Source organism: Maribacter algicola, assembly GCF_003933245.1.
Classification (GTDB): Bacteria; Bacteroidota; Bacteroidia; order Flavobacteriales; family Flavobacteriaceae; genus Maribacter; species Maribacter algicola.
Genome location: NZ_QUSX01000005.1, coordinates 61,098 through 86,438, shown reverse-complemented (window position 1 = coordinate 86,438; position 25,341 = coordinate 61,098). Strand labels below are relative to the sequence as shown.

Annotated in this window: 24 protein-coding genes; 12 read left to right on the top strand and 12 right to left on the bottom strand. The window is 41.4% G+C overall.

All coding sequences use genetic code 11. The features are described from left to right. Nucleotides 1–19: 19 nt before the first annotated feature. Genes DZC72_RS17300 through DZC72_RS17290 form a run of 3 tightly spaced genes read left to right on the top strand, consistent with a single transcriptional unit; the run spans nt 20 to nt 2,724 of the window. Entirely contained in the window at nt 20–895 is an 876-nt protein-coding gene (locus DZC72_RS17300) for a hypothetical protein (protein ID WP_125224178.1), read from the top strand. A gap of 10 nt (nt 896–905) precedes the next feature. After that, on the top strand, nt 906–1,991 hold the full coding sequence (locus DZC72_RS17295; protein WP_125224177.1) for a sensor histidine kinase: 1,086 nt from the start codon (nt 906–908) through the stop codon (nt 1,989–1,991). Continuing rightward, a complete protein-coding gene (locus tag DZC72_RS17290) occupies nt 1,972–2,724 on the top strand; it encodes a LytR/AlgR family response regulator transcription factor (protein ID WP_125224176.1) in 753 nt (250 codons plus the stop codon). Before DZC72_RS17295 ends, DZC72_RS17290 begins: the two co-directional genes overlap by 20 nt. Nucleotides 2,725–2,830: 106 nt before the next feature. Here the strand turns inward: DZC72_RS17290 and DZC72_RS17285 are convergent, their stop codons facing one another. The 5 genes from DZC72_RS17285 to DZC72_RS17265 form a co-directional block, all read right to left on the bottom strand. Continuing rightward, nucleotides 2,831–3,688, bottom strand: coding sequence for a lysylphosphatidylglycerol synthase transmembrane domain-containing protein (locus tag DZC72_RS17285; RefSeq protein WP_125224175.1), 858 nt, complete (start codon nt 3,686–3,688; stop codon nt 2,831–2,833). Next, complete coding sequence (locus tag DZC72_RS17280; protein ID WP_125224174.1) at nt 3,672–4,631, bottom strand: glycosyltransferase family 2 protein; 960 nt, start codon at nt 4,629–4,631, stop codon at nt 3,672–3,674. Before DZC72_RS17280 ends, DZC72_RS17285 begins: the two co-directional genes overlap by 17 nt. Before the next feature lie 65 nt (nt 4,632–4,696). Continuing rightward, complete coding sequence (gene meaB / locus DZC72_RS17275) at nt 4,697–5,707, bottom strand: methylmalonyl Co-A mutase-associated GTPase MeaB (RefSeq protein ID WP_243641773.1); 1,011 nt, start codon at nt 5,705–5,707, stop codon at nt 4,697–4,699. Nucleotides 5,708–5,737: 30 nt separating this feature from the next. After that, entirely contained in the window at nt 5,738–6,298 is a 561-nt protein-coding gene (locus DZC72_RS17270) for a DUF2911 domain-containing protein (RefSeq protein ID WP_125224172.1), read from the bottom strand. Nucleotides 6,299–6,322: 24 nt separating this feature from the next. Next, nucleotides 6,323–7,231, bottom strand: coding sequence for an aldose epimerase family protein (locus DZC72_RS17265; protein ID WP_125224171.1), 909 nt, complete (start codon nt 7,229–7,231; stop codon nt 6,323–6,325). Nucleotides 7,232–7,337: 106 nt separating this feature from the next. On the opposite strand from DZC72_RS17265, the gene DZC72_RS17260 reads away from it, so the two are divergent. The 3 genes from DZC72_RS17260 to DZC72_RS17250 are packed head-to-tail and all read left to right on the top strand — an operon-like array spanning nt 7,338 to nt 9,865. Then, complete coding sequence (locus DZC72_RS17260; RefSeq protein ID WP_125224170.1) at nt 7,338–7,883, top strand: RNA polymerase sigma factor; 546 nt, start codon at nt 7,338–7,340, stop codon at nt 7,881–7,883. Next, entirely contained in the window at nt 7,867–8,454 is a 588-nt protein-coding gene (locus DZC72_RS17255) for a hypothetical protein (RefSeq protein WP_125224169.1), read from the top strand. The genes DZC72_RS17260 and DZC72_RS17255 overlap by 17 nt, the downstream gene beginning before the upstream one ends. Further along, nucleotides 8,426–9,865 carry a hypothetical protein gene (locus DZC72_RS17250; protein ID WP_125224168.1) on the top strand — a complete coding sequence of 480 codons (1,440 nt, stop codon included), beginning with the start codon at nt 8,426–8,428 and terminating at the stop codon, nt 9,863–9,865. Before DZC72_RS17255 ends, DZC72_RS17250 begins: the two co-directional genes overlap by 29 nt. 19 nt (nt 9,866–9,884) lie before the next feature. On the opposite strand, the gene DZC72_RS17245 is transcribed toward DZC72_RS17250, so the two are convergent. The 4 genes from DZC72_RS17245 to msrA all read right to left on the bottom strand — a co-directional run bounded on the left by DZC72_RS17245 (nt 9,885) and on the right by msrA (nt 15,949). Beyond that, complete coding sequence (locus DZC72_RS17245; RefSeq protein ID WP_125224167.1) at nt 9,885–11,213, bottom strand: Gfo/Idh/MocA family oxidoreductase; 1,329 nt, start codon at nt 11,211–11,213, stop codon at nt 9,885–9,887. Between the two features lie 3 nt (nt 11,214–11,216). Beyond that, complete coding sequence (locus tag DZC72_RS17240) at nt 11,217–12,596, bottom strand: 3-keto-disaccharide hydrolase (RefSeq protein ID WP_125224166.1); 1,380 nt, start codon at nt 12,594–12,596, stop codon at nt 11,217–11,219. Nucleotides 12,597–12,667: 71 nt separating this feature from the next. After that, entirely contained in the window at nt 12,668–15,193 is a 2,526-nt protein-coding gene (locus DZC72_RS17235; protein WP_125224165.1) for an MG2 domain-containing protein, read from the bottom strand. A 57-nt stretch (nt 15,194–15,250) separates the two neighbouring features. Continuing rightward, nucleotides 15,251–15,949: a peptide-methionine (S)-S-oxide reductase MsrA gene (msrA, locus tag DZC72_RS17230; RefSeq protein ID WP_125224164.1), complete on the bottom strand. Its 699-nt coding sequence runs from the start codon at nt 15,947–15,949 to the stop codon at nt 15,251–15,253. Between the two features lie 101 nt (nt 15,950–16,050). Here msrA and DZC72_RS17225 point away from each other — a divergent pair, with 101 nt between their 5' ends. From DZC72_RS17225 to DZC72_RS17215, 3 genes are all read left to right on the top strand, one after another. Further along, entirely contained in the window at nt 16,051–16,728 is a 678-nt protein-coding gene (locus DZC72_RS17225; protein ID WP_125224163.1) for a peptidoglycan DD-metalloendopeptidase family protein, read from the top strand. A 184-nt stretch (nt 16,729–16,912) separates the two neighbouring features. Beyond that, nucleotides 16,913–17,149, top strand: coding sequence for a hypothetical protein (locus tag DZC72_RS17220; RefSeq protein ID WP_125224162.1), 237 nt, complete (start codon nt 16,913–16,915; stop codon nt 17,147–17,149). Between the two features lie 311 nt (nt 17,150–17,460). Continuing rightward, nucleotides 17,461–17,697 carry a hypothetical protein gene (locus DZC72_RS17215; RefSeq protein WP_125224161.1) on the top strand — a complete coding sequence of 79 codons (237 nt, stop codon included), beginning with the start codon at nt 17,461–17,463 and terminating at the stop codon, nt 17,695–17,697. Here DZC72_RS17215 and DZC72_RS17210 read toward each other — a convergent pair. Further along, complete coding sequence (locus tag DZC72_RS17210; protein WP_394340662.1) at nt 17,694–18,419, bottom strand: arylesterase; 726 nt, start codon at nt 18,417–18,419, stop codon at nt 17,694–17,696. The genes DZC72_RS17215 and DZC72_RS17210 overlap by 4 nt on opposite strands. A gap of 58 nt (nt 18,420–18,477) precedes the next feature. Here DZC72_RS17210 and DZC72_RS17205 point away from each other — a divergent pair, with 58 nt between their 5' ends. The 3 genes from DZC72_RS17205 to DZC72_RS17195 all read left to right on the top strand — a co-directional run bounded on the left by DZC72_RS17205 (nt 18,478) and on the right by DZC72_RS17195 (nt 22,196). Beyond that, nucleotides 18,478–19,167, top strand: a complete 690-nt coding sequence (locus DZC72_RS17205; RefSeq protein WP_125224160.1) for an ABC transporter ATP-binding protein — start codon at nt 18,478–18,480, stop codon at nt 19,165–19,167. A 47-nt stretch (nt 19,168–19,214) separates the two neighbouring features. Next, nucleotides 19,215–21,713 carry an ABC transporter permease gene (locus tag DZC72_RS17200; RefSeq protein ID WP_125224206.1) on the top strand — a complete coding sequence of 833 codons (2,499 nt, stop codon included), beginning with the start codon at nt 19,215–19,217 and terminating at the stop codon, nt 21,711–21,713. Nucleotides 21,714–21,938: 225 nt separating this feature from the next. Then, nucleotides 21,939–22,196, top strand: a complete 258-nt coding sequence (locus tag DZC72_RS17195) for a hypothetical protein (RefSeq protein ID WP_125224159.1) — start codon at nt 21,939–21,941, stop codon at nt 22,194–22,196. 211 nt (nt 22,197–22,407) lie between these two features. Here DZC72_RS17195 and DZC72_RS17190 read toward each other — a convergent pair whose 3' ends face one another. Both DZC72_RS17190 and DZC72_RS17185 read right to left on the bottom strand, forming a co-directional pair. Beyond that, complete coding sequence (locus DZC72_RS17190; protein ID WP_125224158.1) at nt 22,408–23,994, bottom strand: amidohydrolase family protein; 1,587 nt, start codon at nt 23,992–23,994, stop codon at nt 22,408–22,410. A gap of 130 nt (nt 23,995–24,124) precedes the next feature. After that, nucleotides 24,125–25,339: a sensor histidine kinase gene (locus DZC72_RS17185; RefSeq protein WP_125224157.1), complete on the bottom strand. Its 1,215-nt coding sequence runs from the start codon at nt 25,337–25,339 to the stop codon at nt 24,125–24,127. Between the last annotated feature and the right edge of the window lie 2 nt (nt 25,340–25,341).

Below are 25,341 nucleotides of genomic sequence, written 5' to 3'. Positions count from 1 at the left end.
GAATTCAAAATTTTTAACCATGGAACAACTTATATCAATAGTCGACAAGAATGACCAGTCTTCAAATGAATACTTAGGCACCAATTCGTGGACTGGGATAAAACTAAAACGTCTTTTTTTAATCGTAAAGGACCAAAGTCCTATTGTATACTGGGTCGCCATTATTATATCTCTGTTAGGCTTGGGATGTGTTTTTGGACTTTTTATTGACGATAGAACCTTATTAGGTGTCAATGTTTGGTTGAAACCACTTAAGTTTTCCATTTCTATTGCCATTTATTTGATTACGGTCGGTTATCTAATTACAAAATATCCATACTCCAATAAAAAGAAGGCGATTATCAACCATATAACCGCATGGACCTTATTATTAGAGTTTCTGATTATATTCTATCAAGGTTCCAAGGGTGTTCAGAGTCATTATAACATGGCTACTCCCTTTGATGGTATTCTATTTATGTTCATGGGTGTTTTTGTGGGCATTAATGTTTTGACGATGGTATTGTTTGTAGCGGATACCCTAAGATTGAAGCTGAAAGTGACAAGGCCCGTTCAATGGGCAATATTTTTAGGTTGGCTAATTGTACTTTTAGGTAGCTGGATAGGAGGGCAGATGATTAGCCAATTGGGTCATAGTGTTGGAGTAGTTGACGGAGAGAAAGGATTGCCATTTGTAAATTGGAGTGTAAAAGGCGGGGATTTAAGAGTTGCCCATTTCTTCGCATTGCATAGTATACAGATAATTCCGTTATTCGCTATGTGGATGGGTCATAAAAGGAAACTACGGCATAGGACACAAATACTGATTGTAACTGTCTTTGCCTTTATGCTGGCCCTAATGATTGGCTATGTTTTTTATCAAGCAAAACAGGGTATTCCCTTCGTAGCATCTTAATTAATCCAAAGTGGTATTTAACAAAGAAAAACGTATAAAATATTTAGGGTTTGATGACTTTTGGTTTTCTGTTGTTGGCATTTTTATCTTAAGTGTGGTTACGGCGTACCTTTTCAGTAGTTCAACAGCGGTTGTTTATCCCTTGGAAATGGTCTTAAGTTGGGTGGTATCCTTACTGTTTTCTACAGTCGACTGGCTAGTCAACAGGGGGGTGATGATTTTTTTACGAAGGAAATACCCAGCATTTAATGACGATGCCAAGCGCATCATGCTGTTTTTCCTTACTATAACTTTCACGGTTGTCTTCGTAGATTATGTAGGGGGTGCGTTATTGTCCTTAATACCGGGTATAAATTATAACGTTAATGTATCCAGACTTAAAATGCTTCTTCCTATTATTCTAATTACCATAATGACCATGGCGATATATGAAGCAATTTATTATAACATTCGGCTTCAAAAATCCATCAGGCAGGAGGAGCGTTCTAAACAGGCCATTGTACAAGCGCAACTAGATGTTTTGAGAAATCAGGCCCAACCCCATTTTTTCTTTAATACCCTGAATACATTACGTGATATTATCGACCAAAACCCTAGGGAGGATGCCAAGAAATTCGTAGATAAGTTATCCGATATTTACCGATTTTTACTGGAGGCAGGCAATGCAAATCTCCTTCCACTTCGAGACGAGCTTAAGTTTGCAAAAGCCTATATACACATACAATCCGAACGGTTTGGCACCAATCTAGTCGTCAATTGGGAGATTCCCGAAACTTCGCTAAATTTTAGGATTGTCCCTATGAGCTTGCAATTGTTGTTGGAAAATGCGATCAAGCATAATGTAATATCCAAGGCAAAACCCTTATCGATAGAAGTATTTGTCAATAATGACAAATTAACCGTGGAGAATAATATTCAACCGAAATCTACACAACTACCCTCCACAAAGTTGGGTCTCGCCAACATTCAAAAAAGGTATGCGTTGATTTCCGATACATCCATTGAAATTAATGATGATGGTAACCGATTTATAGTAACCCTACCCTTAATAAAAGTATCAGAACAAAAACCTAACTATGAAAATATTGATTATTGAGGATGAGGCCAGGGCGGCAAATCAATTGCAGCGAATGTTAAAATCTTGTGGTTTTGAGCACGAGCTTTTGGAAATTATTGATACGGTTGAAGATTCCGCACGTTGGTTTGAGGCAAATTCCAAACCTGATTTAGTTTTTATGGATATTCAATTGGCGGACGGGTTGAGTTTTGAGATTTTTCAAAAAATCGATGTCGACTCGCCCATCATTTTTACGACCGCATTTGATCAATATGCGATACAAGCCTTTAGGGTGAATAGTGTTGATTATTTGCTAAAACCTATTCAAGAAGTCGACTTGAAAAGGGCCTTGGACAAATTCAAAAAATCCAATAAACCAAACGCAGTTGAGCCAAGTGTTTTGAGACAACTCCTAAGCAGTTTTCAAACGACTCCGAAACGGGAAGGTATCCTGGTCAAAGATGGTAGTAGTTTTCTTCAAATTAAAGTGTCGGAACTTTTGTACTGTTATTCCGAGGAAAGTGTCACTTTTGGTGTGACTTCTTGCAAACGTTTCATCATCAATGAAACGCTAGACGAACTGTTTGAATCTTTGGACCCAAATAGGTTTTTTAAAATAAATCGCAGTCAAATCATTGCCAAAAATGCCATTGAAAAAATAGATTCTTATTTTAATCACCGGGTGAAACTCTCCATAACAAATCCACGTGATCAAGAATTCATAGTCAGCCGCTCAAAAACCAGTGATTTTAAGGAATGGTTAAATAAATAGTATTTGAATATAAATCTGGATAGGTATGAACATCTCCTATTTTCTGACGATTCAGAATTACTGTTTTTGGGGCAATCTTTGAAACGTTTCTACAATCCAGGAAGATTTATAGTTTGATTTTCTTAAAATGAAAAACAATTCCCATTAAGGAAACCAACGCTGTAATCAAAAAGAACACCACACTTATCCCTACCGAAATGCCCTCGTTCAAGTTTAAAAGGGCTGCCCCATAAAAAAAGGTAACTTCCCTACTTCCAAGACCACCAATGGTCAAAGGGACGACCGATACAATGGAAGAGACCAAAAATATCACCAAATAAGCTATGGCATTTCCCTCAATGGACAGTGCCTGCATAATACAGAGTACGCAAATAATTTGGGCGAATTGTATTAGGGCAGAATACCCTACCGATTTCCAAAAAATGGGTAGCACATAACCAAAAAATTTCTTTTTCAAGAAGTAAAAGACAGTCATCGATAATGGTATTAAAACCAAGAATAGCCATCGATACGGATTGAAAAGCTCAAATTCCAATACCCATAAAAGGCCGCAGGCATAAATAAATAGTAACAGCAGACCACTGAGTCGGTCAAGCACCAAAACACTAACAACACGTTTAGTGGGCACCTCGAAAGTCTTTTTGATCAAGTACCCTTTGTAGGCATCGCCGCCAATTCCACCGGGTAAGAAAAGATTGTAAAACATCCCCAGTAAATAAAGTTTTAAATTGCTTTTTTGGGACAAAGGGATTCCAAGTTGATGGAAATAGGTATTTAATCTAAAGGAGGCAATTACTTTGGACACTAAAAACAAGAGCATCGCCAAAGCCAAATAAAACGGATTGCTTTTTTTTAAGGTGTCCACCACTTCCGTGAAATCGATATTGGTAAATATGAAGTAAACAAGCGCAACGCTTATCAACAACTTAAGAGCGGTGGTAAGGGTCTTACGCGGATTGGCCACCTATGCTTACTTTTTTGATTCGGTACGGTCTTTTTTGTTGCGACTCGTAGTAGGTGCGTATCAACAATTCCATCACAATGCCTATAGTGAACAATTGAATGCCTCCCAAAATGAACATCAGTCCGAAAGTTAGCAAGGGCCTGTTTCCAATATCCTCGCCCAATCCAAACTTTACTATGAGCAAATATATGTTTATGAGCACACCAAGAATGATCAAGAGAAAACCAAAAATCCCGAAAAGGTGAATCGGCCTTTGAAAATATTTTCTGATAAAAAGTAGCAACATCATATCGGCCACCACCTTAAAAACGCGTTCCAGTCCGTATTTGGAAACTCCGGCATGTCGTGCGTGGTGTTTTACCGGGACCTGTTTTATCTGTGCTCCTTCCAAATGGGCCAGTAGGGTAATGAATCGGTGCATCTCCCCATATAAGTTCAAATCCTTGGCAATGTCCTTAGTAAAGACCTTTAGGGCGCACCCATTGTCCTTGATATCCAATTTGGTTACCCTGCGCACCAAGTAATTGGCAATTTTGGAAGGAATTTTCTTTACCAAGGAATCCTTACGTTTCTGTCGAATACCTGTAACCAAGTCATATTCGCCGTCTAGCGCAAAGGAAAGCATTTGTGGAATGTCACTTGGGTCGTTCTGCAAATCCCCATCCATGGTGATAATGTATTCTCCTTCTGCATAATCTATACCAGCTGCCAAGGCCAAACTCTGACCATAATTTTTCTTGAGCTCGATCAGATGGACTTTTGGGTCTTCCATTCCCTTGACCACTTTTTTGGTGTTGTCCTTTGAGAAATCGTCTATGTATATAATTTGGTAATTATATCCCATTAGGCTCTCATGGATTTTTTGGGTCAATAAAACCACATTTTCTTCCTCATTGTACAGAGGTACCACCACAGAGAGTAGGGAAGGAGTAACAATATCCATTAAGCTGCTTTAGGATTATGGAGCAAAGTTAAGTTTTTATCCTAATACTGATATAAACGATTTTTTTAATAGGTTTTTCTGTAGTCCCTGAGTAAGCTTTCTGCGGCGGTAAATGGTGTAATCTCACTTTTCATAACCTTTTCTTCCAAAAGGGAAAGTGATGCGGAAAGGGTTGGATTTTCATAAAAATCCTGAAGAAGGATATGGTTCAAATGCTGCCGGAGCCACTTTTTGTTCTGTAGTTTCCTCGTATTGCTAAAATGACCATTTTCCTTAGTGTGTTCCACAAATTTTTCAATGCAGGACCAAATAGGTTCCAAGCCTTTGTTTTCTAAGGCGGAGCAGGTCATTACTTTGGGAACCCAACCATTTTCTTTGGCGGAAAAAAGATGTAGTGCACGGCTAAACTCTTGTTTAGCTGTTTCGGCAGATTTTACGTTGTGACCATCTGCTTTATTGATAGCAATGGCATCGGCCATTTCCATGACCCCTCTTTTGATTCCTTGGAGCTCATCGCCTGCACCGGGTAGTTTTAACAAAAGGAAAAAGTCGGTCATATCCCGTACCGTGGTTTCGTTTTGACCAACCCCAACGGTTTCTATCAAAATAATATTGTAGCCGGCGGCTTCCATGAGTATGATGGTTTCCCTTGTTTTTCTCGCAACCCCTCCCAATGAGCCGCTGGTTGGGGATGGCCTTATAAAGGCATTTTTTTCATTCGACAGGGTTTCCATGCGTACCTTATCCCCCAAAATACTCCCTTTGTTCTCAGTGCTCGAGGGATCTACCGTGAGGACCGCAACCTTATTGCCCCTCTTTATCAAGAAATTTCCAAAATTTTCAATAAAGGTACTTTTACCGACACCTGGTACGCCCGTAATACCAATTCGAACCGACTCTTTTTGATTCCCAAGGCACTTTTCCAGCAGTTTATCCGCCAAAGATTGATGTTCTTTCTTGGTACTTTCAATAAGGGTGATGGCCTTTGCCAGGGCGGTTCTATCGTTTTCGAGAACTTTTTGGGACAAGGTATCTATGAAGTCCGCACCGGGGGTCGTATCAAGGCTGTTATCCAATGCTCCTATGTCTTTGGGTTTCTGGGTTTTTTATCTGTTAATGGGGACGTTTATAATAGTTTTGTCCCAGGATAGGCTTAGGTATAGTTGGTCTTCATTGATAAAATCGATAGAAAAGTTTTCAATAGGTTCCTGAACGTTCCTTGATGGCACTTCTACAATGATCAAGTCCTCACTGGCTTCCCGGGTTGTTTGGGTGCCCCCTCCAAATAAACTGACCCCCCAATCCGGAACTTCCTTATTGAAAATTACCTTCCAACTATCTTTATTGGGGATGGTCCATAGGGAATAGGTTCCTGCAGGTAGGGGCTTATCAATTATTTTGATTGCTTCTGAAGTTGTAAAAGTAGTGGGTTCATTGGCTCCAGTTCGCCACACTTTGTCAAAAGGTACCAGTTGCCCAAAAATCTCCCTTCCTTTTTTCGACGGACTTGAGTAATGGACTTCGAGTTCCGCGCCTTGAAGAACATAGGTACTGGTCTTTTCTGGACTATGTTTCTTGGTTTGATTTCTCAAGTAGGGAAGGCCCACAAAGTAAAACAAGCCAAATAGTACCAAAAATACTACTATGAGTCTTTTCAATAGTTTCATGGGACACCTTGGGTTTAGTTCGTTCTAAGGTACTAAATCAAATTTAAAGATGGTAATGTTGTTATAGGTTTCACCGGGTCTTAAAACACTATTGGGGAAGTCCGGTTGGTTGGGGGCATCCGGGTAATTCTGGGTTTCAAAACAAATTCCTGGAAAGTCCAAGGGTGTATAGACCACTAATGCGGGCTGATTGGTAAACACGGACATGGTAATACCTGATTTGGCCGAATGTAACTCCGCTACTTTTTCATTCCCCATATCCTTGATGAATGGCGTGTCCAACCTTTGAACTCCTATTTCCTTGGGTAAGAGAAAGTCATAATTCGTTTTTCGTACCGGTATGATATTGCCGGTAGGCAATAGATTATCATCCGTTTCCAGTAGGTAAGGACAATTAAGCTGCAGTTCATATGCATCAATGAATGGGCTGTCGTCCAATTTAAAATAGGAATGGTTCGTCAGATTTACCACGGTGCTACGGTCGGTAATCGCCTCGTGTATAATTTGAAGGGCGTTGTTGACCAATTTATAGGTTACGTTCACTGTAAGGTTGCCAGGATACCCTTCCTCCAGATGTTTGCTTTGGTAGGATAGTTTTACCATAGGGTCATCTCCGTAGGACACTTCCTCAATATTCCAGTATTTTTGATGAAAACCTTCTTTTCCCCCGTGTAGATGCACTCCGTCCTCATGGTACAAAAGAAATTTTTCCCTGTCCAATACAAAACTCCCGTTGGAAATACGTCCGGCGTACCTTCCAATACAGGCACCCAAGCAATTTTCGTCCAAGCGGTACCTACTAGGGTGATTATAGCCTACTACCACGTTGGTGTAGTTTCCATCCTTTCCCTTTACCAATAATTTTTGGATGATGGCACCATAGTCCAGGACCATCAGGGTCATAAATTCATTGGATATCGTAACTTGTTTCAAGTGAAATAATTAAAAAAGATTCGTAAAAATAGCAGTTTTTTGCAACATCCCTTTTTTTCTTTCGTCCTTAAAATAACAAGCACTAAAACAAACATCAAACCGACCCATGTTTCAAGCTGACATTTTAGAAAAATGTAAGGCCAATGACCGTTCTGCACAGTTAAAATTGTACAGGCAATATTGTGATGGGATGTACTGTGTGGCCATGCGTTTTTTGAAAAATGCGGATGATGCGGAGGATGTGTTGCAGGAAGCGTTCATCAAAGCATTTCAAAAGATGCATCAGTATAAGGGAGAGGTCACTTTTGGGGCTTGGTTGAAGAGGATCGTAGTGAACAAATGCATCGATTTTTTGAAGTCTAAAAACGAACATACTATCTCCTTGGATGAAACGTACATGAAACCGGTAGATGAAGACGATGATTGGAGGGTTGACGGGCAAATTGACTTGAATGAAGTCAAGGAAGCCATAGGGCAGTTGCCCAATAAATACAAATATGTGGTAATGATGTATTTGGTAGAGGGGTTTGACCACCAAGAAATTTCCGAGGTATTGCAGATATCTGAAACCGCATGCAGGACAAGGCTCTTACGTGGTAAAGGCCAGTTAAAGGAATTTTTAAAAATAAAGGGTTATGGCACAGGATCTTAAAAAAATGTTTGATAAGGAACGTGAGGAACAAAAGTTCAGAATGGAACAAGGCCATGAAGGACGCTTTTTGTCCAAGTTGGAGGCGTCGCTACCAAAAAAAGCAAAAACTTCCTCTAATAGGTGGAGGATAGCCGCCTCCATCCTTCTTCTAGTTGGGGCAGGGCTACTGGCCTATTTGCAATTTGGTACGAAAGCGGATATGCCGGCAACTATTGTGGATAAGGTTGATCCCGATGGGGAAAATAAAAGTTTTTCATTTGGCGACCTTTCCCCAGATTTAAAAAAGGTGGAGAATTATTACGTGGCGAATATAAACATGGAGCTATCACAATTGGATATTTCCGAAGCGAATAAAGAGCTTGTGGATAGTTTTATGGAGCGACTGTCGGAGCTCAATTCAGAATATGAACGCCTTAACGGCGAACTGAACGAACTGGGTCCAAACGATCAGACCATATCGGCCTTGATAGAAAACCTTCAGTTGAGATTACAATTATTGCAAAAATTAAAAAAGAAGATAAATCAATTAAAATCATCAAAAAATGAACAGATCACAGAAAATAGTATCTAAGGAGCTCATCATCGCCTTAGGATTTTTAATTACTTCATGGGGTGCTTTTGGACAAAAGGAAAGTAAGACTTATCAGGAAAGTTTCAATGTGGATAAGGATGCCATTTTGGATATCAATACAAGTTATACCGATATTGAATTCGAAACTTGGAATAAAAGCACCGTTGAAATAACAGCCACCGTAGATCTTGAGGGGGCAGGAAAAGAGGAAGCCAAGGAATATTTTGAGAATGATCCCATTAAAATTTTGGGAAATAGCTCAAGGATCGAGATTACCTCCGGTTCCAATAAGTTTGGACTTTTTGGCTCCCAGAATTTTGAGTTTGAATTTGGGGATTTGGACATTGAGCTTCCTGAAATTGCTCCTTTTGTAGTGGAAATTCCAGAAATCGCTCCTTTCCCTGAAATCGTCGAAATGCCCCCCATGCCCCCCTTACCGTTAACAGATGGCTTTAAGTTTGACTATAAAGCTTATCAAAAAGATGGGGAAAAGTACATGAAGAAATGGCAAGAGGAATTTAAAAAGAGTTTTGATGAGAAGCATCAAAAAAGATTGGAGGAATGGGCCAAGCGTATGGAAGAACGCGGTAAAGAAATGGAGAAGCGTTTAGAGGAGCAGGATAAAAGAAGGGAGGAAATGATGAAAAAGCGCGAGGAAATGGTGGAGAAAAGAATGGAAAGCCAGGAAGCCATGCAAGAAGCAAGGGAGGCCCATAGGGACAAAAGGCGTGAGATGATAGAGCTAAGGGAGAAACATGAAGGCCCCAATATATTTTATTTTTCTACCGATGGGGAAAACAAGAACTATAAAATCAAAAAAACCATCAAGATCAAAATGCCAAAATCGACCAAAATCAAAATGAATGTAAGGCATGGTGAAGTGAAATTGGCCGAGAACACAAGGAACTTGAATGCGACCTTGTCGCATTCAAGCCTTTGGGCCGCAACTATTGACGGGAACGAGACCAGTGTTTCAGTTTCATACTCTCCTGTCAGTGTCCAAAATTGGAACTTTGGTCAGCTCAAAACCAATTATTCAAAAGGCGTGGAACTAAGTGAGGTGCTAAATTTGAACCTACAGGCCAATTCTTCAGACGTCACCATCCATAGATTATTGAAGAAGGCCTTTATCAAAAATGATTTTGGCCCTCTAAAAATTATTTCTATAGATGACGGTTTTGAAGAAATGGATATTTCTTTAAATAACGCAGAACTCCATTCTCAGCTACCAAGTTCGCCTACATCGATTTATATAAAAGGAACAGCCTCGGAATTGGCTTTGCCCAAAAGTTTAACTTTAAAGGAGACCAAAAATGGAAACACAAGGATTTTAAAAGGATATCACCTATCGGACAATAGCAATCGTTCCATTGTCATTACCTCAGATTATAGCGAAGTAACCATCCAATAAACACCCTTTCCCTTCTTTTTTACAATTTAGGTTCCCAGCCCTGCGTATACTCCCTTTTCCAGAATTTCATGGCCATTTCATTGTTCAATACCTTGCCTGTTACCGTATCGATTTTTAAGGTCTCTCCAGCGTCTTGGGCCATATTGCCCAAATGGCATAACATAGTCGTAATACTGGCATCCTGAATATCTGAATGTAAACTTTCGTCCTGCCGTATGGCGTTGAAGAAATTGGCGACATGGTTCACATCCAATTGGCCTTCCCCGCGGGTATTGGTCGTTTCGCTGACTCCACCTTCTTTTTCCTCTTTCAATAAATTTCCTTGTAGGTCGTACAATTGATAAAAGTTACGGTCCAGCATAATGGAGCCCTTACTTCCATAAATCGTAATACCCCTGCCCGGTCTTTCCGGTTTCATGATACCCCTACTATGTCCCGTCCATGTAATGAACTTGTCGTTGTCAAAAGTATAGGTGACCTGTTGGTTATCTACAAATTCCCAATCATCATCGTAGGTGTATTTTCCACCAAAGGAAGTTACACTGTTGGGTAGGTCAACCCCAAGTGCCCACCTACAGATATCTATTTCATGCGTTCCATTATTGTGGATTTCTCCCGTTCCCCAATTCCGGAACCAATGCCAGTTATAGGGGTGGACATTGTCCTTGTACTTTTCCCGTAAAGCGGGTCCCTGCCACAATTCCCAATCCAAAGTCTTTGGCACATCTATTACCTTGCCTTTGCCAATACTACCTCGGTTGTTGGAGTAGTAGGCTTCGCCTTTATACACATCCCCAATAATTCCTTCCCTAATATCTTTAATGGCACTAATGGAGGTGATGGCCGAGCGTTGCTGATTCCCCATCTGTACTTTTTTGCCATATTTGCGCTGTGCTGCAGTAAGTAGTTCGTTTTCGTGGGGGTTATGGCTACAGGGTTTTTCAACGTAGACATGTTTTCCTGCCTGAAGTGCCAAAATCGCCATTGGTGCATGCCAGTGTTCAGGGGTGGCAATAAAAACGGCATCCACCCTTTTGTCCTCCAATACTTTACGAAAGTCCTTTTCTACCTTGGGTACATACCCAATGTTTTCTTTACACCAAGTATTGTGTTCCTCAATAATAACATCATCCACGTCACAATTGTAAAGAATGGTGGCATTTGCATCTGCATGTATGGCCTTAACATGAGCCTTTGCTCGGCTGCGCACTCCTATAACCGCACAGTTTATCTTATCGTTGGCCCCTAATATTTTACCATATGAGGCAGATGGTAGTATCAATCCTCCTAACGTTAAGGCGGCTGTTCCCGCGCTCGTTTTCTTTATAAAATTTCTCCTAGTTGTCATTGCCTATTCTTTAGTGGTTGGTTTTATCTTTATATTTTTAAAGGAGACTCTGTCTCCATGGTCCTGTAGAAGAATATGTCCTTTTTCGGCTTCCCCAAAGTTGGGCCATGTCACATACTTACTTTCGGATACCAATTTTTTGTATTCATCGCTTCCCCGTTCATATTCCAACACTTTCATACCGTTTAACCAATGCTCCACGTGTCCATTCTTGGAAATAATGTGGGCGGTATTCCATTCCCCAATTGGATTGATGGGTTTATCCTCACTTGCCTTGATGAGGTCATATAGTGAGGAAACCGTTCTACTACCCTCATGGTTGCCCAGTTTGGCATCTGGATGCCTTTGATCGTCCAATATTTGATACTCCAAACCTATGGAGGAACCAGGGCCTTTATTGAGGTCCGTGTTCACGTAGTATTTAATTCCACTATTAGCTCCTTCGGTAAGTTTAAAGTCTACCTTTAATTCAAATTCACCATAGGTTTCCTTGGTAACGATATCCCCACCGGCTGCGGATTCTTCACCTCCTGAGGAAAGTACGGTCAAGACGCCGTCTTCTATTTCCCAGCCCTTATCGGGGAATTCATCCAAACGGGCACCCCGCCAGCCGTTGGTTGTCTTGCCGTCCCAAAGCATTTGCCAGCCATTTTTTTCCTCGTCAACGCCTAAGGCATTTTTGGTAATAATCGGGTCGATTGAAGTTTTTTTGGAATATTTGGAAAGACTATCTGTAAGGATTTTGATGTTTTTCCAAATGATTTCAGTACCTTCCTTTTGGTCATCACCAATACTGTGAACCTGTAGCGCAATAAAACCTTCAGAGGTTTTATCATCAACGAGGTGAGCGGCAGGAACTCCATTGATCCATGTTTTAAGGGTATCCCCAATGGCCTCAATTCTATAATGGTTCCAATCATTTTGTTTAAAAGCCTTTTGAGCTTCCGGATTTCCGGTCAAAGGGTTTAACCATCCTCGTCTGGCCTCATCATAAATACCGGCACTCCAGGCCCTATCCGAAGGATCTATCTCAATTTGATATCCGTGCACCCTTCCGTCCATATAATGGGGAAAACTGTTGCTTCTGATTTGAATTCCGGAATTCATGCTAGGGTCAACTTTATAGTCCAGCTCCATGATAAAATCCCCGTACATCTTGTCCGTAGTTAAAAATGAATTGGGCGTATTGTGGACCGTACTCCCAACAATACTGTTATCCCGAACCGTGTAATTTGCCTTTCCACCTTTTTGAGTCCATCCATTAAGGGATTGACCATCAAAAAGGGATACCCATGGAGTGTCATCAACTGGTTCCTGTTTGCAGGCTAAAATTAGAAGTGCTCCTAAGACAAGTGCCGTAAGGCTTAATTTGTGTTTTATCATGCTCTATCAATTGGTTAAATAAAAAAAGCGTCCATTTTGGACGCTTGAAGATAGTAATTTTTGATGTTTTTTTAATTGGATGAATCCACTTCAATTTCTACGGTATGACTTACGGGAATGCCATCGTTCGTAAGCCCTTCCATTTTTATCAGGTATCTGCCCGGGTTATCCCCCGTAAAGAATTCTAGTTTGTTGTCCCCTTCCTTTTTTAGCATTATGTTGGGCTCCCAAAACAGGGTAGAGCGGTAATCGGGCTTTTCATGTTCTTTTTTGTCTAATGAATAATTAGGGGTATAAAATTCCCTTACCTTGTTGAAACCGGGTATTTTAAAATCTTTAATACCCGGATACTTTTCGGGTATTTCATCAAACGTCAAACCTTTTTCGGTATATATTGAAATAACACCAGCCCCTCCTTGTGAACCAAAAATCGTGGTATCTGCCCAATTTACATCCATAAAACTTACCTCTATAGCCCTTAAACCTTGTAAGTACGTAATATCCGACCAGACACCATCAACCATAACCCCTGGAATAGATCCCGCGTTCATAGATTTGGGACCACCTGGGAGTTTGATTTGTTGAAATGGATATGTCCCTGTAACCCAAACTCCGGATATTCTTGCTAATAAATCCATTGCGCTAAGGGAAACTCCCCCAAAAATGGAATCACGATAAACTCTTCTTGAAAAGGGACTTGACGAAAACATAGTATTATAAGCTTCATTAATCAATTCCTTTCTTGTTTTTTTCTTTTCGGTTACAACCACTTCATCCAGTTGGGTAACCTCCTTAGGATCATATTTGAAATCTGCTACCTTTTTTTTATAAGCATTGAGAAGATAGTCGTTATCGGGTTTGACAACTTTTGAAATTTTGGTAGAATTTTTTCGAGCGGCTGGCAGATTCATCGGGTGGGTCGAGTCTAGGATAAAGTCGATAGACCTTGGTTTTTTGGAGATGCTTTCCGCCTGGAGTATGGCGTCCAAACTGTCCTGGAAATAGAAGTTCCCGAAACTGAACCTTCCATCGATGTCGGTCGAGTCCTTTTCATAGATAAGGTCCTCTCCCATAAGGGTGAGGGATGCCACGCTCTGTCTGGGCTTTTCGTTGTCGTGGAAGCTGACGGTCCTACCGCTGATGGTAATGCCCTTTTCTGGTGGGAATCGCAGCTTCTTGCTTGTTTTTTGTCGTAGGAGTTCCTGCCACTCGAACCGTCGCCATCCATGGGTGAGCATAAGAGCGTCTAAAAGCTGTTTTCTATCTTGGGAGGCATCCTTGAAAAAATAACCGGCATCGGGAACGGTAGCCCCCACATCGGAGTCGAGCAAGAGCCAACTGCGTATATCGCGGGAATATTCGGAGGTCAGGGAATTATCGGAAACCACGCTCATGGAGAACTCACCTTCCAATGAATTTCCTTCGGAATCTGCTAGTGCCAGGTCGATTTGAATGCGATCTCTTGTTCCGTAGCTTTTCCTGTCCGTATCCATGGAAAGCGATGCGCGCTGATCGGGATTTTCCACGAAGAAGAGCCGTTCGCTTACGGGCTCGCCCTTGGCCGTGAACAAGGTGAACTGTGCCACTCCTTCCTTAAGCTGTTCCGGATATATCTTTACGGCATGTTCCTTCGTCCCGTAACCGTTCACCACCTGTTTTAGGAAGACCTCGCCCCTTAGGTGGCCCAGTAATAGTGCTCCCTGCAGTCCGTCCGATAGGTTTGTGGCCACCTGTACCAGGATATATTCCCCTCGGTCCGTAACGTTGAGCAGATACCCTTCGTTTATGGCCTTTGGCAGTTCAAATTCATTGTTATAGGACTCTCCGTTCAACCGTGCATAATAAGTCTTTCCTGGAAGTGGTTTAAGGTTGACCATGCCCAGGCCGAACTCCCCACTATTGAAGTCGGTAACGATGTTGCCTTCCCCGTCCAGAATACTGCCCCTAGCAGCTAGACCGTTGCCCAGTCCGTCGGTCACCTCGATGCCGAGTTTGGTGGCCATCCCGTAAACGAGCTGTCCGCCTTCCGGGAAAAAGCGCACGATGGTACGGGATGCCTGTTCCGAAGCATCACCTTCGCCGTTTTCCTTGGAATTGCCTAAGTTTTGGGAATTTTCAGGAAAATCGGATGTGGTCATGCTCTGCATCCAAATGTGGATATTCTTTTCGAAGAGTATGGGCTCGTCCTCATTGAGCATGTATTTTGTATAGGCCCTCAGAGTATATTCGCCCTGTTCGAGTTCTTGGTCCAACCTAATTTCGCCCTCGGCCCCCGGGCCCATAGCGAATTGTTTCCTTCGTTCCACGACCTGTCCGTCCGGGCCTACCAGTTCCACATGAACGACCTTGCTCTTGTTGCTTGCCTTGTGGTCTATGCCGTCCACGAGATAGGTTTTGAACCATATGGTCTCCCCGTTGGTATAGAAGTCCTTGTCCGTCAGCAGATAGGTTTTCTCCGGCCTTTCGTTCTTGCTGTAGAGCAGGAGCTTTCCCAGGATGTTCTTGATCTGTACACTTTCCTGTACGGGTGTATCGAAAGAAATGAGGCCCATCATAAAGAGACAGGCCAAAAAGAGAAAAGGACGTAATTTTTTCATAGCGAAGTATTTACGTCCTTTAAAATACTAAAAAATTTTATAATGTAAGGAAATTCCTTAATGGACTTCCTCTTTTAAATAACCCCCAAAATTGGCCTTAAACCTATTCAACCTTGGAATGGAAACGTTACGAATGTAGGAATTGTTAGGATGTTTTCTTTCGTAATCCTGATGGTATTCCTCCGCATCATAAAACTTGGTAAAGGCGGTCACTTCCGTAGTAATGGGCGCCCCGCTGTAAACATTTTGATTTTTTAATGCCTGGATATAACTTTCTATAATCTTTTTTTCTTCCTCATTTTTATAAAAAGCAATGGAACGATATTGCGTTCCCCGGTCTGGACCTTGGCGGTTTAACGTGGTGGGGTCGTGGGACCCAAAAAATACTTGGACCAATTCCACAAAGGATATGACTTTAGGGTCATAATATACTTCCACAGCTTCGGCATGTGAACTCTGTCCACTGCCCACCATTTCATAGGTTGGATTTTTTTCCGTTCCCCCGGCATAGCCAGAAATTACTTCCTGTACCCCTCTAACACTTTCAAATATGGCTTCCACACACCAAAAGCAGCCACTGGCAAAATAGGCGGTTTCATATTTGCTTAGGTCTTGCCGACTCAATTTTTCAATTTTTTCAGGAGTTGCCACCTTTTCAGAAGCATTTTCGGAAATCGTATGCTGTTTGGTTTTGGACTGACAGCTTGTAGCTAAGAGTATGGCAAAGCCTAAAACAATTAGTTGTATGTTCTTCATTATAATGGGTTTTATCTAGTTAGTAGGAAAAATACAAAGGACTTACCTCAAAAAAGGTTAAAATATGTTAAGGATATAGATTCTCAACTTATTTTTATCCGATGAACACTTTCGAGCAATTACTTTTTTCATGTTCCGAAGGGACAATCCCTATTTTGGAACACACCTATCCTGTATCAAGTTATGTTCCACTGGATCTATCCGTTGAGAATCCCCATTTGAAGGATCTTGACATTACCAACCCGATAGTCTGTCAAACCTATATAGATTTGGTTTTAAAGAAAGAAGAGGGTCTTGTTGCCTATGGGGGCTACTTGGAACAAAGAAATTTATACGACGATAAAGGTAGTTTCTACAGTGCTGACCTGCAAAGAAATATACATTTAGGAATCGATTATTGGGCACCTGCCGGAACCAAGGTACTGGTTCCTTTGGATGGAAAAATCCATAGTTTTAAGAACAATGATGTAAAAGGGGATTATGGCCCTACCATAATTATGGAACACCATTTTGATGATTTAATATTTTACACCCTTTACGGTCATTTGAGTCTTGAATCCTTAAAGGGATTAACCGTTGGAATGGAGTTTAGTGCCGGAAGCGTACTGGCGACCTTGGGTACCCCGGATATCAATGTAAATTACGCTCCGCACCTGCATTTTCAGATTATCCAGGATTTGTCAGACTACGTAGGTGATTATCCGGGCGTATGTGCTCAAGAAGACCTTGATTATTACAAGAAGAATTGCCCAGATCCTAATTTGCTATTGAAAATTTGATAATCCCGCTCGATTAAAAACACCTTTTTTCGATAACCTGTTTTTTACGCCGAGTACGTTCGTCGATTGAATTTTACACATTGTCCGTTATGTTGCCGGATATCGAGAAATGCTTGTTTTTCAACGAATGGCAACCCCCTCAAATACGCTTGCGCCAGTTATAATAGTGTAACAAACGTAAGTCATGAAAACAATAGCAACCATCTTCTTCATCTTCTTAATAGGGACCGCGGCCAGCGCACAGGACAGGACCGAGAACTCAAAGGTACAGACGATAGTGATGGGCATAGATACCCAAACCGAAAAATCAATAAAGATGGAAGGAAAACAGGAAGTGGCCCGTTTGTACCGATTCAAAAACTCAAGGGTCAAAAAGGAACTTTCCTTTGCTACAAGAGCGACCAGCCCTAAAATGGCCTAGACTACAATATTATCCCCTCGGTATCCCTACCTGCCGAATGGCAGGTTTGGGGCTACCCCTTCAAAACTTTTCAAGTACCTCCATCTATTTTTTGGTAATCATCTACTTTAAACATGTAGGAATCGAATTAATTTATCGATGAAATGCACGAAAACATCGATGAACTTAAAATATTAATGTAGGAAATTACTTATTAACCAATGTTGTTCATCGAAAAGTTTGAAATTCATCGGTAAAACCTAACACTTCATCGAATCCTGAATTTGAAATCAACAATGATGGAGTTATATACAGACCAAATCTACCTACTAATGAAAACCATTCTTTTTTTTATGCTTGTTATCTGCACGGGCGCTTTTGCCCAAGCTCAGAAACCGGTATCTGAAATGAAAGTAAGAACCATTTCAATGCCCATTACTGAACCCATGGACCAAACTAATTTGGGTGAAAAGCTCCCTGCGGTAACAGGTATTTTTGTACTTAAGCATTCAAGGGTAAAGCGAGCCCTATCTTTTGTTGTGGAAGAAAAAACTGAAAAATTGGCCTAATCCTGGGATGTTTCAGTTTCGTTTTCTTCAAGGACTACGGGTCCCAGAATATCCCAAACATTTTCGGCGACTATTTTTTGGCCTTCCGCCGTTGGGTGTATTCCATCTTCCAGGTTTAGTTCCGGTTCGCCCGCTACCCCTTCCAATAGAAAGGGAATAAGCAAAATATCGTTTTCTTCCGCAAGGTCTGAATACATACCCCTAAATTCTGCCGTATACTCCAATCCCATATTGGGGGGAATCTGCATACCGGCAAGAATAATGATGGTTTCCGGGTTTTTTTCTTGGACGGCATCGACAATTTTCTGAAGGTTTTCCCTTGATTTATCTAAAGGAATACCCCGAAGGCCGTCGTTGGCACCTAGTTCCAATACAAAGATGTCCACATCTTGGTTTAACACCCAATCCAACCTATTGAGGCCTCCAGAGGTCGTTTCTCCACTCAGTCCGGAGTTGATTACTGTATAGTTCAACCCCAAGGAGTCGATTCGCTGCTGAATCAAATTGGGGAATCCCTGCTCCGTTTCCAATCCATAAGCGGCGGTAAGACTATTCCCAAAAAAAAGGATGACCTTTTCGTTGGTGCTTTCCACTTGCTGAATGGATTCCGTGGATTCGTCCTTACCTTCCCCAGAAGTATTGTCCTGTTTTTTACCTTCGCCGCAGGCAAATAGGACTAAAAAGGCCAAAAAATAACTAAACTTTAATACTTTGTGCATCATGGTTTCTTCTAAAAGTAGAAATCATTTGTTTACTTTGTTAGCTTGTACCAAACGATTTATGGCAAAGATATTAAACGTACGGAATCTAAGGAAAACCTATAAAAGTGGTTCTAATTATTTAACTGTTTTGGATGGTATTTCATTCGACATTGAGGCCGGTGAAACTTTTTCGATTGTTGGCCCTTCGGGAAGTGGTAAAACGACACTTTTAGGATTATGTGCAGGTTTGGACCACGTAGATGAAGGCAGTATTGAACTCTGTGGAGTAGAACTTAGCCACCTGAACGAGGATGAATTGGCGTTGTTACGAAACCAAAAGGTCGGGTTTATTTTTCAGGATTTTCAATTATTGCCTACATTAACAGCCATGGAAAACGTTAGTGTTCCTTTGGAATTGCAAGGTAATCCCAACGCCCAAAATATGGCCAAGGATTTGCTTGACAAAGTAGGTCTTGGGAGCAGGTACGATCATTATCCTTCACAGTTATCAGGTGGGGAACAACAGCGGGTCGCCTTGGCGAGGGCTTTTTCAACAACCCCCGATATTTTATTTGCAGACGAGCCCACGGGTAACCTGGACGAGGAGACCGGTGAAAAGGTCATTCAACTTTTGTTCGAGCTGAACAAGGAAATGGGAACGACCTTGGTTATAGTCACCCATGATTTGGATTTGGCCCAGTTAACCCAAAAAATCATTCGCTTGAAAGGTGGTAAAATTATTTCCAATCAAACTAAAACCCTAGCTTGAACGGTTTAGAAACATCTACCAAAACCCCATTTATATGGTTGCTTAAAATGGCTTGGCGTGATGGCAAGGCCAGTGGAAGACGACTCTTCCTTTTTATGGGAAGTATTATTCTGGGCATTGCGGCCGTTGTATCGATTCAATCTTTCAGTGAAAACCTTCAGAAGAATATTGGAGGGCAATCCAAGGCTTTAATGGGGGCCGATTTTCTAATTGACAGTAATGAGCCTGCCAATGAACGTGTACTTCAAATCATGGACTCTTTGGGTGGGGCTGGAGCCATGGAGGTGAAATTTGCTTCCATGGCCGCCTTTGTAAAAAACGGCCAAACCAAATTGGTACAGGTTAGGGGTGTGGAAGGGAATTTTCCTTTTTATGGAGAATTGGAAACAGAACCGGCCACCGCGGCCTTAGAGTATCAGGAAAAAGGCGGTGCCTTGGTGGATGCCACAGCCATGATCCAGTTCGATTTAAAAGTGGGGGACAGTGTAAAATTGGGGAGCATTACCTTCCCGATAGTTGGATCTTTGATTACCGCACCTGGAAGCACAGGCATTGGAACATCAGTAGCACCACCTATTATCGTTCCTTTCGAGTATATGGAGCTTAGCGGATTACTGCAAAAGGGAAGTCGGTTAGAATATGCCTATTATTTTAAATCCCCGGATGCGGACCTGGAACAACTTGATAAGGAAGTGGACCCTATCTTGGATGAACAAAATGCCGATTTGGATACCCATACTTCTACCAGTGACCGGTTGGGAAGAAGATATAACAATGTAGGTAGATTTCTAAACTTGGTGGCATTCATTGCCCTGCTTTTGGGTTGTGTGGGAATCGCAAGCTCCGTTCATATCTATATCAAGGAAAAACTGAAGGCAGTGGCCGTTCTAAAATGTTTGGGAGCCACTAGAAAACAGACATTTTTAATATATCTCCTGCAAATTTCTGGAATGGGATTGTTAGGTGGATTCATAGGCACGGTCATTGGACTATTGCTCCAGCAGACCTTCCCCATGATATTGCAGGAATTTCTACCGTTTGAGGTTGAAATCTCCACTTCGTATTCCGCAATAGCCGTCGGTTTGATTTTAGGAGTGCTCATGTCCGTCTTATTTGCCCTTTCCCCTTTGCTCAATACATGGTTCGTATCACCTTTGCAAGTTCTGAGGGTTCAGGAGAATACTGGGGTAAAATCAAGAAAGGCCCAGATATGGGTCGTTTTGGCCATTGTACTGTTTGTCTTTTTGTTCGCTTTGTGGCTCTTGGACAACCTTAAATATGCACTGGGGTTTGTTGTGGGTATCTTGGTCACCTTCTCCATCTTGGGAGGAGTTTCCATCTTATTCATGCGATTGGTTAAAAAGTATTTTCCAAAATCTTGGAGTTTTACATCAAGGCAAAGCCTATTGAATTTATTTCGGCCCAATAACCAAACAGCCGTTTTAATCTTGGCCATTGGAATTGGGACCTTTTTGATCAGCACCCTGTACTTTACCAAGGACTTTTTATTGGCCAAGGCCGTGGTGGAGTCCAATGAAAAGAGTCCCAATATCATTATGTTCGATGTGCAGACGAACCAAAAGCAGGAAATTATAAATACGGTAACCCCAAAAGGATTACCCATTTTGGATAACATCCCGATCGTTACCATGCGTATGGAACGTATCAAGGACCGTAGTGTCAATGAAATCCGTTTGGATACAACAACCAGTATCAATAAATGGATTCTTAACCATGAGTTTAGGGTAACCTATAGAGACTCGCTTATTGGGTCTGAAAAATTGATATCTGGAGTGTTTACCAAGAATATGCCTCCAAATGGCCCGGTCCCTATCTCATTGGCGGATAATGTAGCTAGAGACGCACAGGTAGTGGTAGGCGATACGTTGCTGTTTAATGTACAGGGCATGTTGATGGAGACGGTCGTAGGGAGTATCCGGGAAGTGGACTGGGGTAGAATGCAGCTTAATTTTTCCATTGTTTTCCCAACAGGTATCTTGGAAAATGCACCACAGTTTCATGTATTGACCACCAATGCCCCGGACAAGTCTTCATCCGCCAACTTACAGCGAGAATTGGTAAAGAAATTTCCCAATGTTTCCATTTTGGACTTACGGCAGGTGATTACCCTCGTAGAAAGTATATTGGACAAAATATCCTGGGTGATAAGTTTTATGGCTTTCTTCAGCATCCTTACCGGAATTATTGTGCTTATAGGTTCTGTACGAAATAGCAAATACCAACGGATTCGGGAAAGCGTACTTTTAAGGACCATTGGTGCAAAGAGCGGCCAGATTCTTAAAATCACGGCACTGGAATACCTGTACTTGGGTATTTTGGGAAGTGGCATCGGGGTATTGTTATCCTTGATTGGGAGTCAGCTCCTGGCATATTTTATTTTCGAAACACCCTTTGTACCGTCTTGGATTCCATTTTTAGTGGTACTTCCTGGCATTACGTTGCTGGTTTTAATGATAGGGCTTAGCAATAATATTTCGGTACTAAAAAGTCCGCCACTTCAAGTGCTCCGTAAGGAAAATAGTTAAGTATTTTTCGTTGGATTTAATCCCTGCTTCTGTTTAATTACAATAAAATGGTCGTTAAAGTGCTTTATTCATCGATAAGCTGAACCAGAACAACAACCCGTTTACCGAGGGTTTTTTACACTTCATCCAACAAAAATCCAAAGGCCGAAAAATGGTGTATTTCAGCGAGATATACCGATATTAATTTACTTGCCAAGTTAGCTTTATATAACCCAAATCAATGTTATGAAAGCTATTTTAACCCTTTCCCTAGTTCTTTTTTTCGGAGGAACTTCCTTGGCTCAAGATGGTAAAGTCAATGTAAAGGTAGCCACACTTCAAGAAAGTGTCATCCTAATAGACAGCACCGTTCAAACCGATACTATGGATGTTATAGGGAAAGAAGGACAAACTGGAATTGCAAGGTTATATCGACATAAGAATTCCAGGGTTAAAAGCGCGCTATTTTTCACAACAAAGAACGATACCCCTAAATTGGCATAAAATTTGACCTACCGAACATATAAGGCACTTTAGCGTGTCATACACTTAAACCTTAAAGCTATGTTACTATCTATCACACTTATTGCCGGATTATTGATTGCAACCTATTTGGTTATTTTTCCAAAATCAAAGGGAGACTTAAAACCGATTAAAATACCCGTAGACCAAAATAAAAGATAACACGGGCTTTACAAGCGTCCCAATAGTACCATTACTGTTTGATACCAGGTTGTTTTATCGTATAATTTTCCTTGGCCTTGGCTTCATCCACTTGTCGTTTTACATCGGCCAATAATGCCTTTGAATCATAGATTATCCCATCTTTGATGGTATATTCTACACCACCAACACGAACTACTTGATTGTCTTCGGTAAGTTTGATGGCACCTGTTCCGTAAAGTACTTTTAAATTCTGAAGTGGATTTTCGGCTATAATGGCAAAGTCGGCCAATTTTCCTATTGCCACACTGCCTATTTTGTCATCCATTCCAAGGGCCTCGGCTCCGTTCAAAGTAGCCGACCTGATGATTTCCAAGGGATGGAATCCGGCCTCCCTCAACAATTCCAATTCACGTATATAGGCGAAACCGTACAATTGAAAAATAAAACCGGAATCAGATCCAGTGGTGACCCTGCCACCCCTGTTTTTGTATTCGTTGACGAAGGTCATCCAAAGATCGTAGTTCTTTTTCCAGGCCACTTCCTGCTCGGTTCCCCAGTCGTGCCAATAAGAACCGTGCGATATTTTACTGGGCTGATAAAACTCCCAGAGAGTAGGAAGTGTATAATCCTCGTGCCATTCCGCTCTTCTGGCCTTATGTAAATCCCTACTGGCCTCGTAGATATTGAAAGTTGGGTCCAGGGTAAAATCGAGTTCCAACAGTTCGTTCATCACACTGTTCCAATGTTCAGAATACGGTTCCGCAGCCTGCGACCATAGGTTACCCGCATTTTCAAAGCGATGTTGTTCATTTTGGTAGTTGTAGTCCAAAGGGTAATCCTGTACCGTTCTACTGTCGAATAAAGCTTCCGGGAGTCCGTACCAGTGTTCCATGGATGTTAGACCAGCACGTGCAGAGTGCAGTACGTTCCATCTTGCAACACTTAATTGGGCATGATGGCAAGCGGAACCCAGCCCCAATTTTTTATTTTCGTCCAAGGCCGCTTCCATAATCTCTGGTTCTGCCCCAAAGAATTTTATGCCGTCCGCACCTTTTTTGGCATTGGCCCTAACCCATTCCCTTGCTTGTTCTGGAGTGGAGATAGGAATGTCATTGAGTGGATTGAATGATTTACTGGTTTGCCCAAATGCCGTATAGGCCATAATACGTGGGGCAATGATTTCATTCTTTTCACTTTTTTTCTTGAGGTCCATGGTGAAGTCAACGCCCCTCCCGCTCGGTTCCCGTACCGTGGTGATTCCATGGGCCATCCATAGTTTGAATACATAATCAGGTTCTGCACCTTGGGCTTTTCCACCAATATGTCCGTGCATATCAATAAGACCGGGCATGAGGTACATTCCGGTACAGTCCAACTCCTTGCCATCAGGTTTCAATTGTGGCCTATCCGATTCTTTGATTTTTACCCCAGGATACCCAACAACTTGGATGTCCTTGATAATATTATTTTCTACGACTATGTCAATAGGTCCTTGAGGCGGTGCCCCATTTCCATTGATCAGCATGACCCCGCGAATTATTAACTGTGGATAGGGGCCATCACCCTCCAGGGATTGGGAAAATGAAATGTTTATACAAAGGACTAATAGGAAAATCGGGAAGAATACTTTTTTCATTTGGTTTTAGGTTGGTGAAAGCTTCGCGTTATAATAGCTTTCTAAATATAGGAAATATCGGGGGAAATCAGGATACCCAATACGTTGTTTCAATCAATATTGTGAAGTAAGCAGATTTGGTAGTAGAAATTTATGCTACCGGTGACAATTGCTGTTTTATTTCCTGAAACCTAATAATATAGTTGGTCCCTTTTTTGCTTGTATCTTTCTGTATGGATCCCTTAAGTTGTCTTGTAAGATTGTGAATCAATTTGAGCCCCAAGGATTTGGAATTCTTATAGCTTATGGTATCGGGAAAACCTACGCCGTTATCACCAATATTTAGCACGTAGTGTTTATCTATTTCTTTTTTAAGGGCAATATAGATTTCCCCTTCCTGATCATCTGCAAAACCATATTTGAGTGCGTTGGTGACAGCTTCGTTTATCAAAAGACCTAATGGAATGGCCGTATCGATTCCCAATTTGATTTCAGGGATATCGATTTTTAGTTGGACTTTACTGTCCAAACCTTTTATGGATCGGATCAAATATTCGCTAAGTTCCTGTACATAGGATTTATATTCGATTTGACTAATGTCCTTACGCATATAGAGCATTTCGTGTACCATGGCCATGGAAATTACACGGTTCTGCGTGCTTTTCAAGAGATTCTTCATTCTGGTTTCCTCCACATTACGGGTCTGAAGGCTCAAGAGACTGGATACCGTTTGAAGATTGTTCTTCACTCTGTGGTGCACTTCTTTTAAGAGTAATTCCTTTTCGTGCATTTGCAGTGTGAGCTCTTTTTTTGACTTGTATAGGGCGTTGTGCGACTTTAGTAAATCCTTTCCAAAGATGCTGCCCAATAAAAAGAGGGAAAAAGATACCGATAAGAGACTGAATACACTTCTGAACTCAGTTGGAACAAGATTTCGTGTAAAGCTTAGTTCAGGAAAACTTTGCGAGAATATGAAAATGATGATGCCAAAAGTCAAGTATGAAAAAAACCGACCTTGTTTACGTGTATTCACGTACCCGGCAAATACCACTAGGGCCAACATAAAAATAAAGGAACTATTGATGCCTCCACTATAAAGGGTCACGATCAGAGCGCTGACCAAGGCCATAAATGAAGATATGTAGTAAGTAATATCAATCTTTTTTGTATATCGATACACATGCGTATTGGCAAGATTGGCAACTCCATAAAGAAAAAGCACGTGTGGAATTACCTCTTTTATATTCATTAGAAATACACAAACAATTCCGAAAGCAATGGCCAAAGCACTAGTAATATAATTTACCTTTAAAACTAGTTTTGTTTTGTCCCTAACGTATTCTTGTTCTATATGAGAATCTGGCATAC

Coding starts and splice junctions, on each gene's coding strand:
- DZC72_RS17290 (WP_125224176.1), top strand. CDS start 1,972: ATGAAAATATTGATTATTGAGGATGAGGCCAGGGCGGCAAATCAATTG.
- msrA (WP_125224164.1), bottom strand. CDS start 15,949: ATGAAGAACATACAACTAATTGTTTTAGGCTTTGCCATACTCTTAGCT.
- DZC72_RS17250 (WP_125224168.1), top strand. CDS start 8,426: ATGAACAGATCACAGAAAATAGTATCTAAGGAGCTCATCATCGCCTTA.
- DZC72_RS17210 (WP_394340662.1), bottom strand. CDS start 18,419: ATGATGCACAAAGTATTAAAGTTTAGTTATTTTTTGGCCTTTTTAGTC.
- DZC72_RS17195 (WP_125224159.1), top strand. CDS start 21,939: ATGAAAGCTATTTTAACCCTTTCCCTAGTTCTTTTTTTCGGAGGAACT.
- DZC72_RS17260 (WP_125224170.1), top strand. CDS start 7,338: ATGTTTCAAGCTGACATTTTAGAAAAATGTAAGGCCAATGACCGTTCT.
- DZC72_RS17200 (WP_125224206.1), top strand. CDS start 19,215: ATGGCTTGGCGTGATGGCAAGGCCAGTGGAAGACGACTCTTCCTTTTT.
- DZC72_RS17215 (WP_125224161.1), top strand. CDS start 17,461: ATGAAAACCATTCTTTTTTTTATGCTTGTTATCTGCACGGGCGCTTTT.
- DZC72_RS17190 (WP_125224158.1), bottom strand. CDS start 23,994: ATGAAAAAAGTATTCTTCCCGATTTTCCTATTAGTCCTTTGTATAAAC.
- DZC72_RS17300 (WP_125224178.1), top strand. CDS start 20: ATGGAACAACTTATATCAATAGTCGACAAGAATGACCAGTCTTCAAAT.
- DZC72_RS17240 (WP_125224166.1), bottom strand. CDS start 12,596: ATGATAAAACACAAATTAAGCCTTACGGCACTTGTCTTAGGAGCACTT.
- DZC72_RS17205 (WP_125224160.1), top strand. CDS start 18,478: ATGGCAAAGATATTAAACGTACGGAATCTAAGGAAAACCTATAAAAGT.
- DZC72_RS17280 (WP_125224174.1), bottom strand. CDS start 4,631: ATGGATATTGTTACTCCTTCCCTACTCTCTGTGGTGGTACCTCTGTAC.
- DZC72_RS17185 (WP_125224157.1), bottom strand. CDS start 25,339: ATGCCAGATTCTCATATAGAACAAGAATACGTTAGGGACAAAACAAAA.
- DZC72_RS17245 (WP_125224167.1), bottom strand. CDS start 11,213: ATGACAACTAGGAGAAATTTTATAAAGAAAACGAGCGCGGGAACAGCC.
- DZC72_RS17225 (WP_125224163.1), top strand. CDS start 16,051: ATGAACACTTTCGAGCAATTACTTTTTTCATGTTCCGAAGGGACAATC.
- DZC72_RS17235 (WP_125224165.1), bottom strand. CDS start 15,193: ATGAAAAAATTACGTCCTTTTCTCTTTTTGGCCTGTCTCTTTATGATG.
- DZC72_RS17270 (WP_125224172.1), bottom strand. CDS start 6,298: ATGAAACTATTGAAAAGACTCATAGTAGTATTTTTGGTACTATTTGGC.
- DZC72_RS17220 (WP_125224162.1), top strand. CDS start 16,913: ATGAAAACAATAGCAACCATCTTCTTCATCTTCTTAATAGGGACCGCG.
- DZC72_RS17255 (WP_125224169.1), top strand. CDS start 7,867: ATGGCACAGGATCTTAAAAAAATGTTTGATAAGGAACGTGAGGAACAA.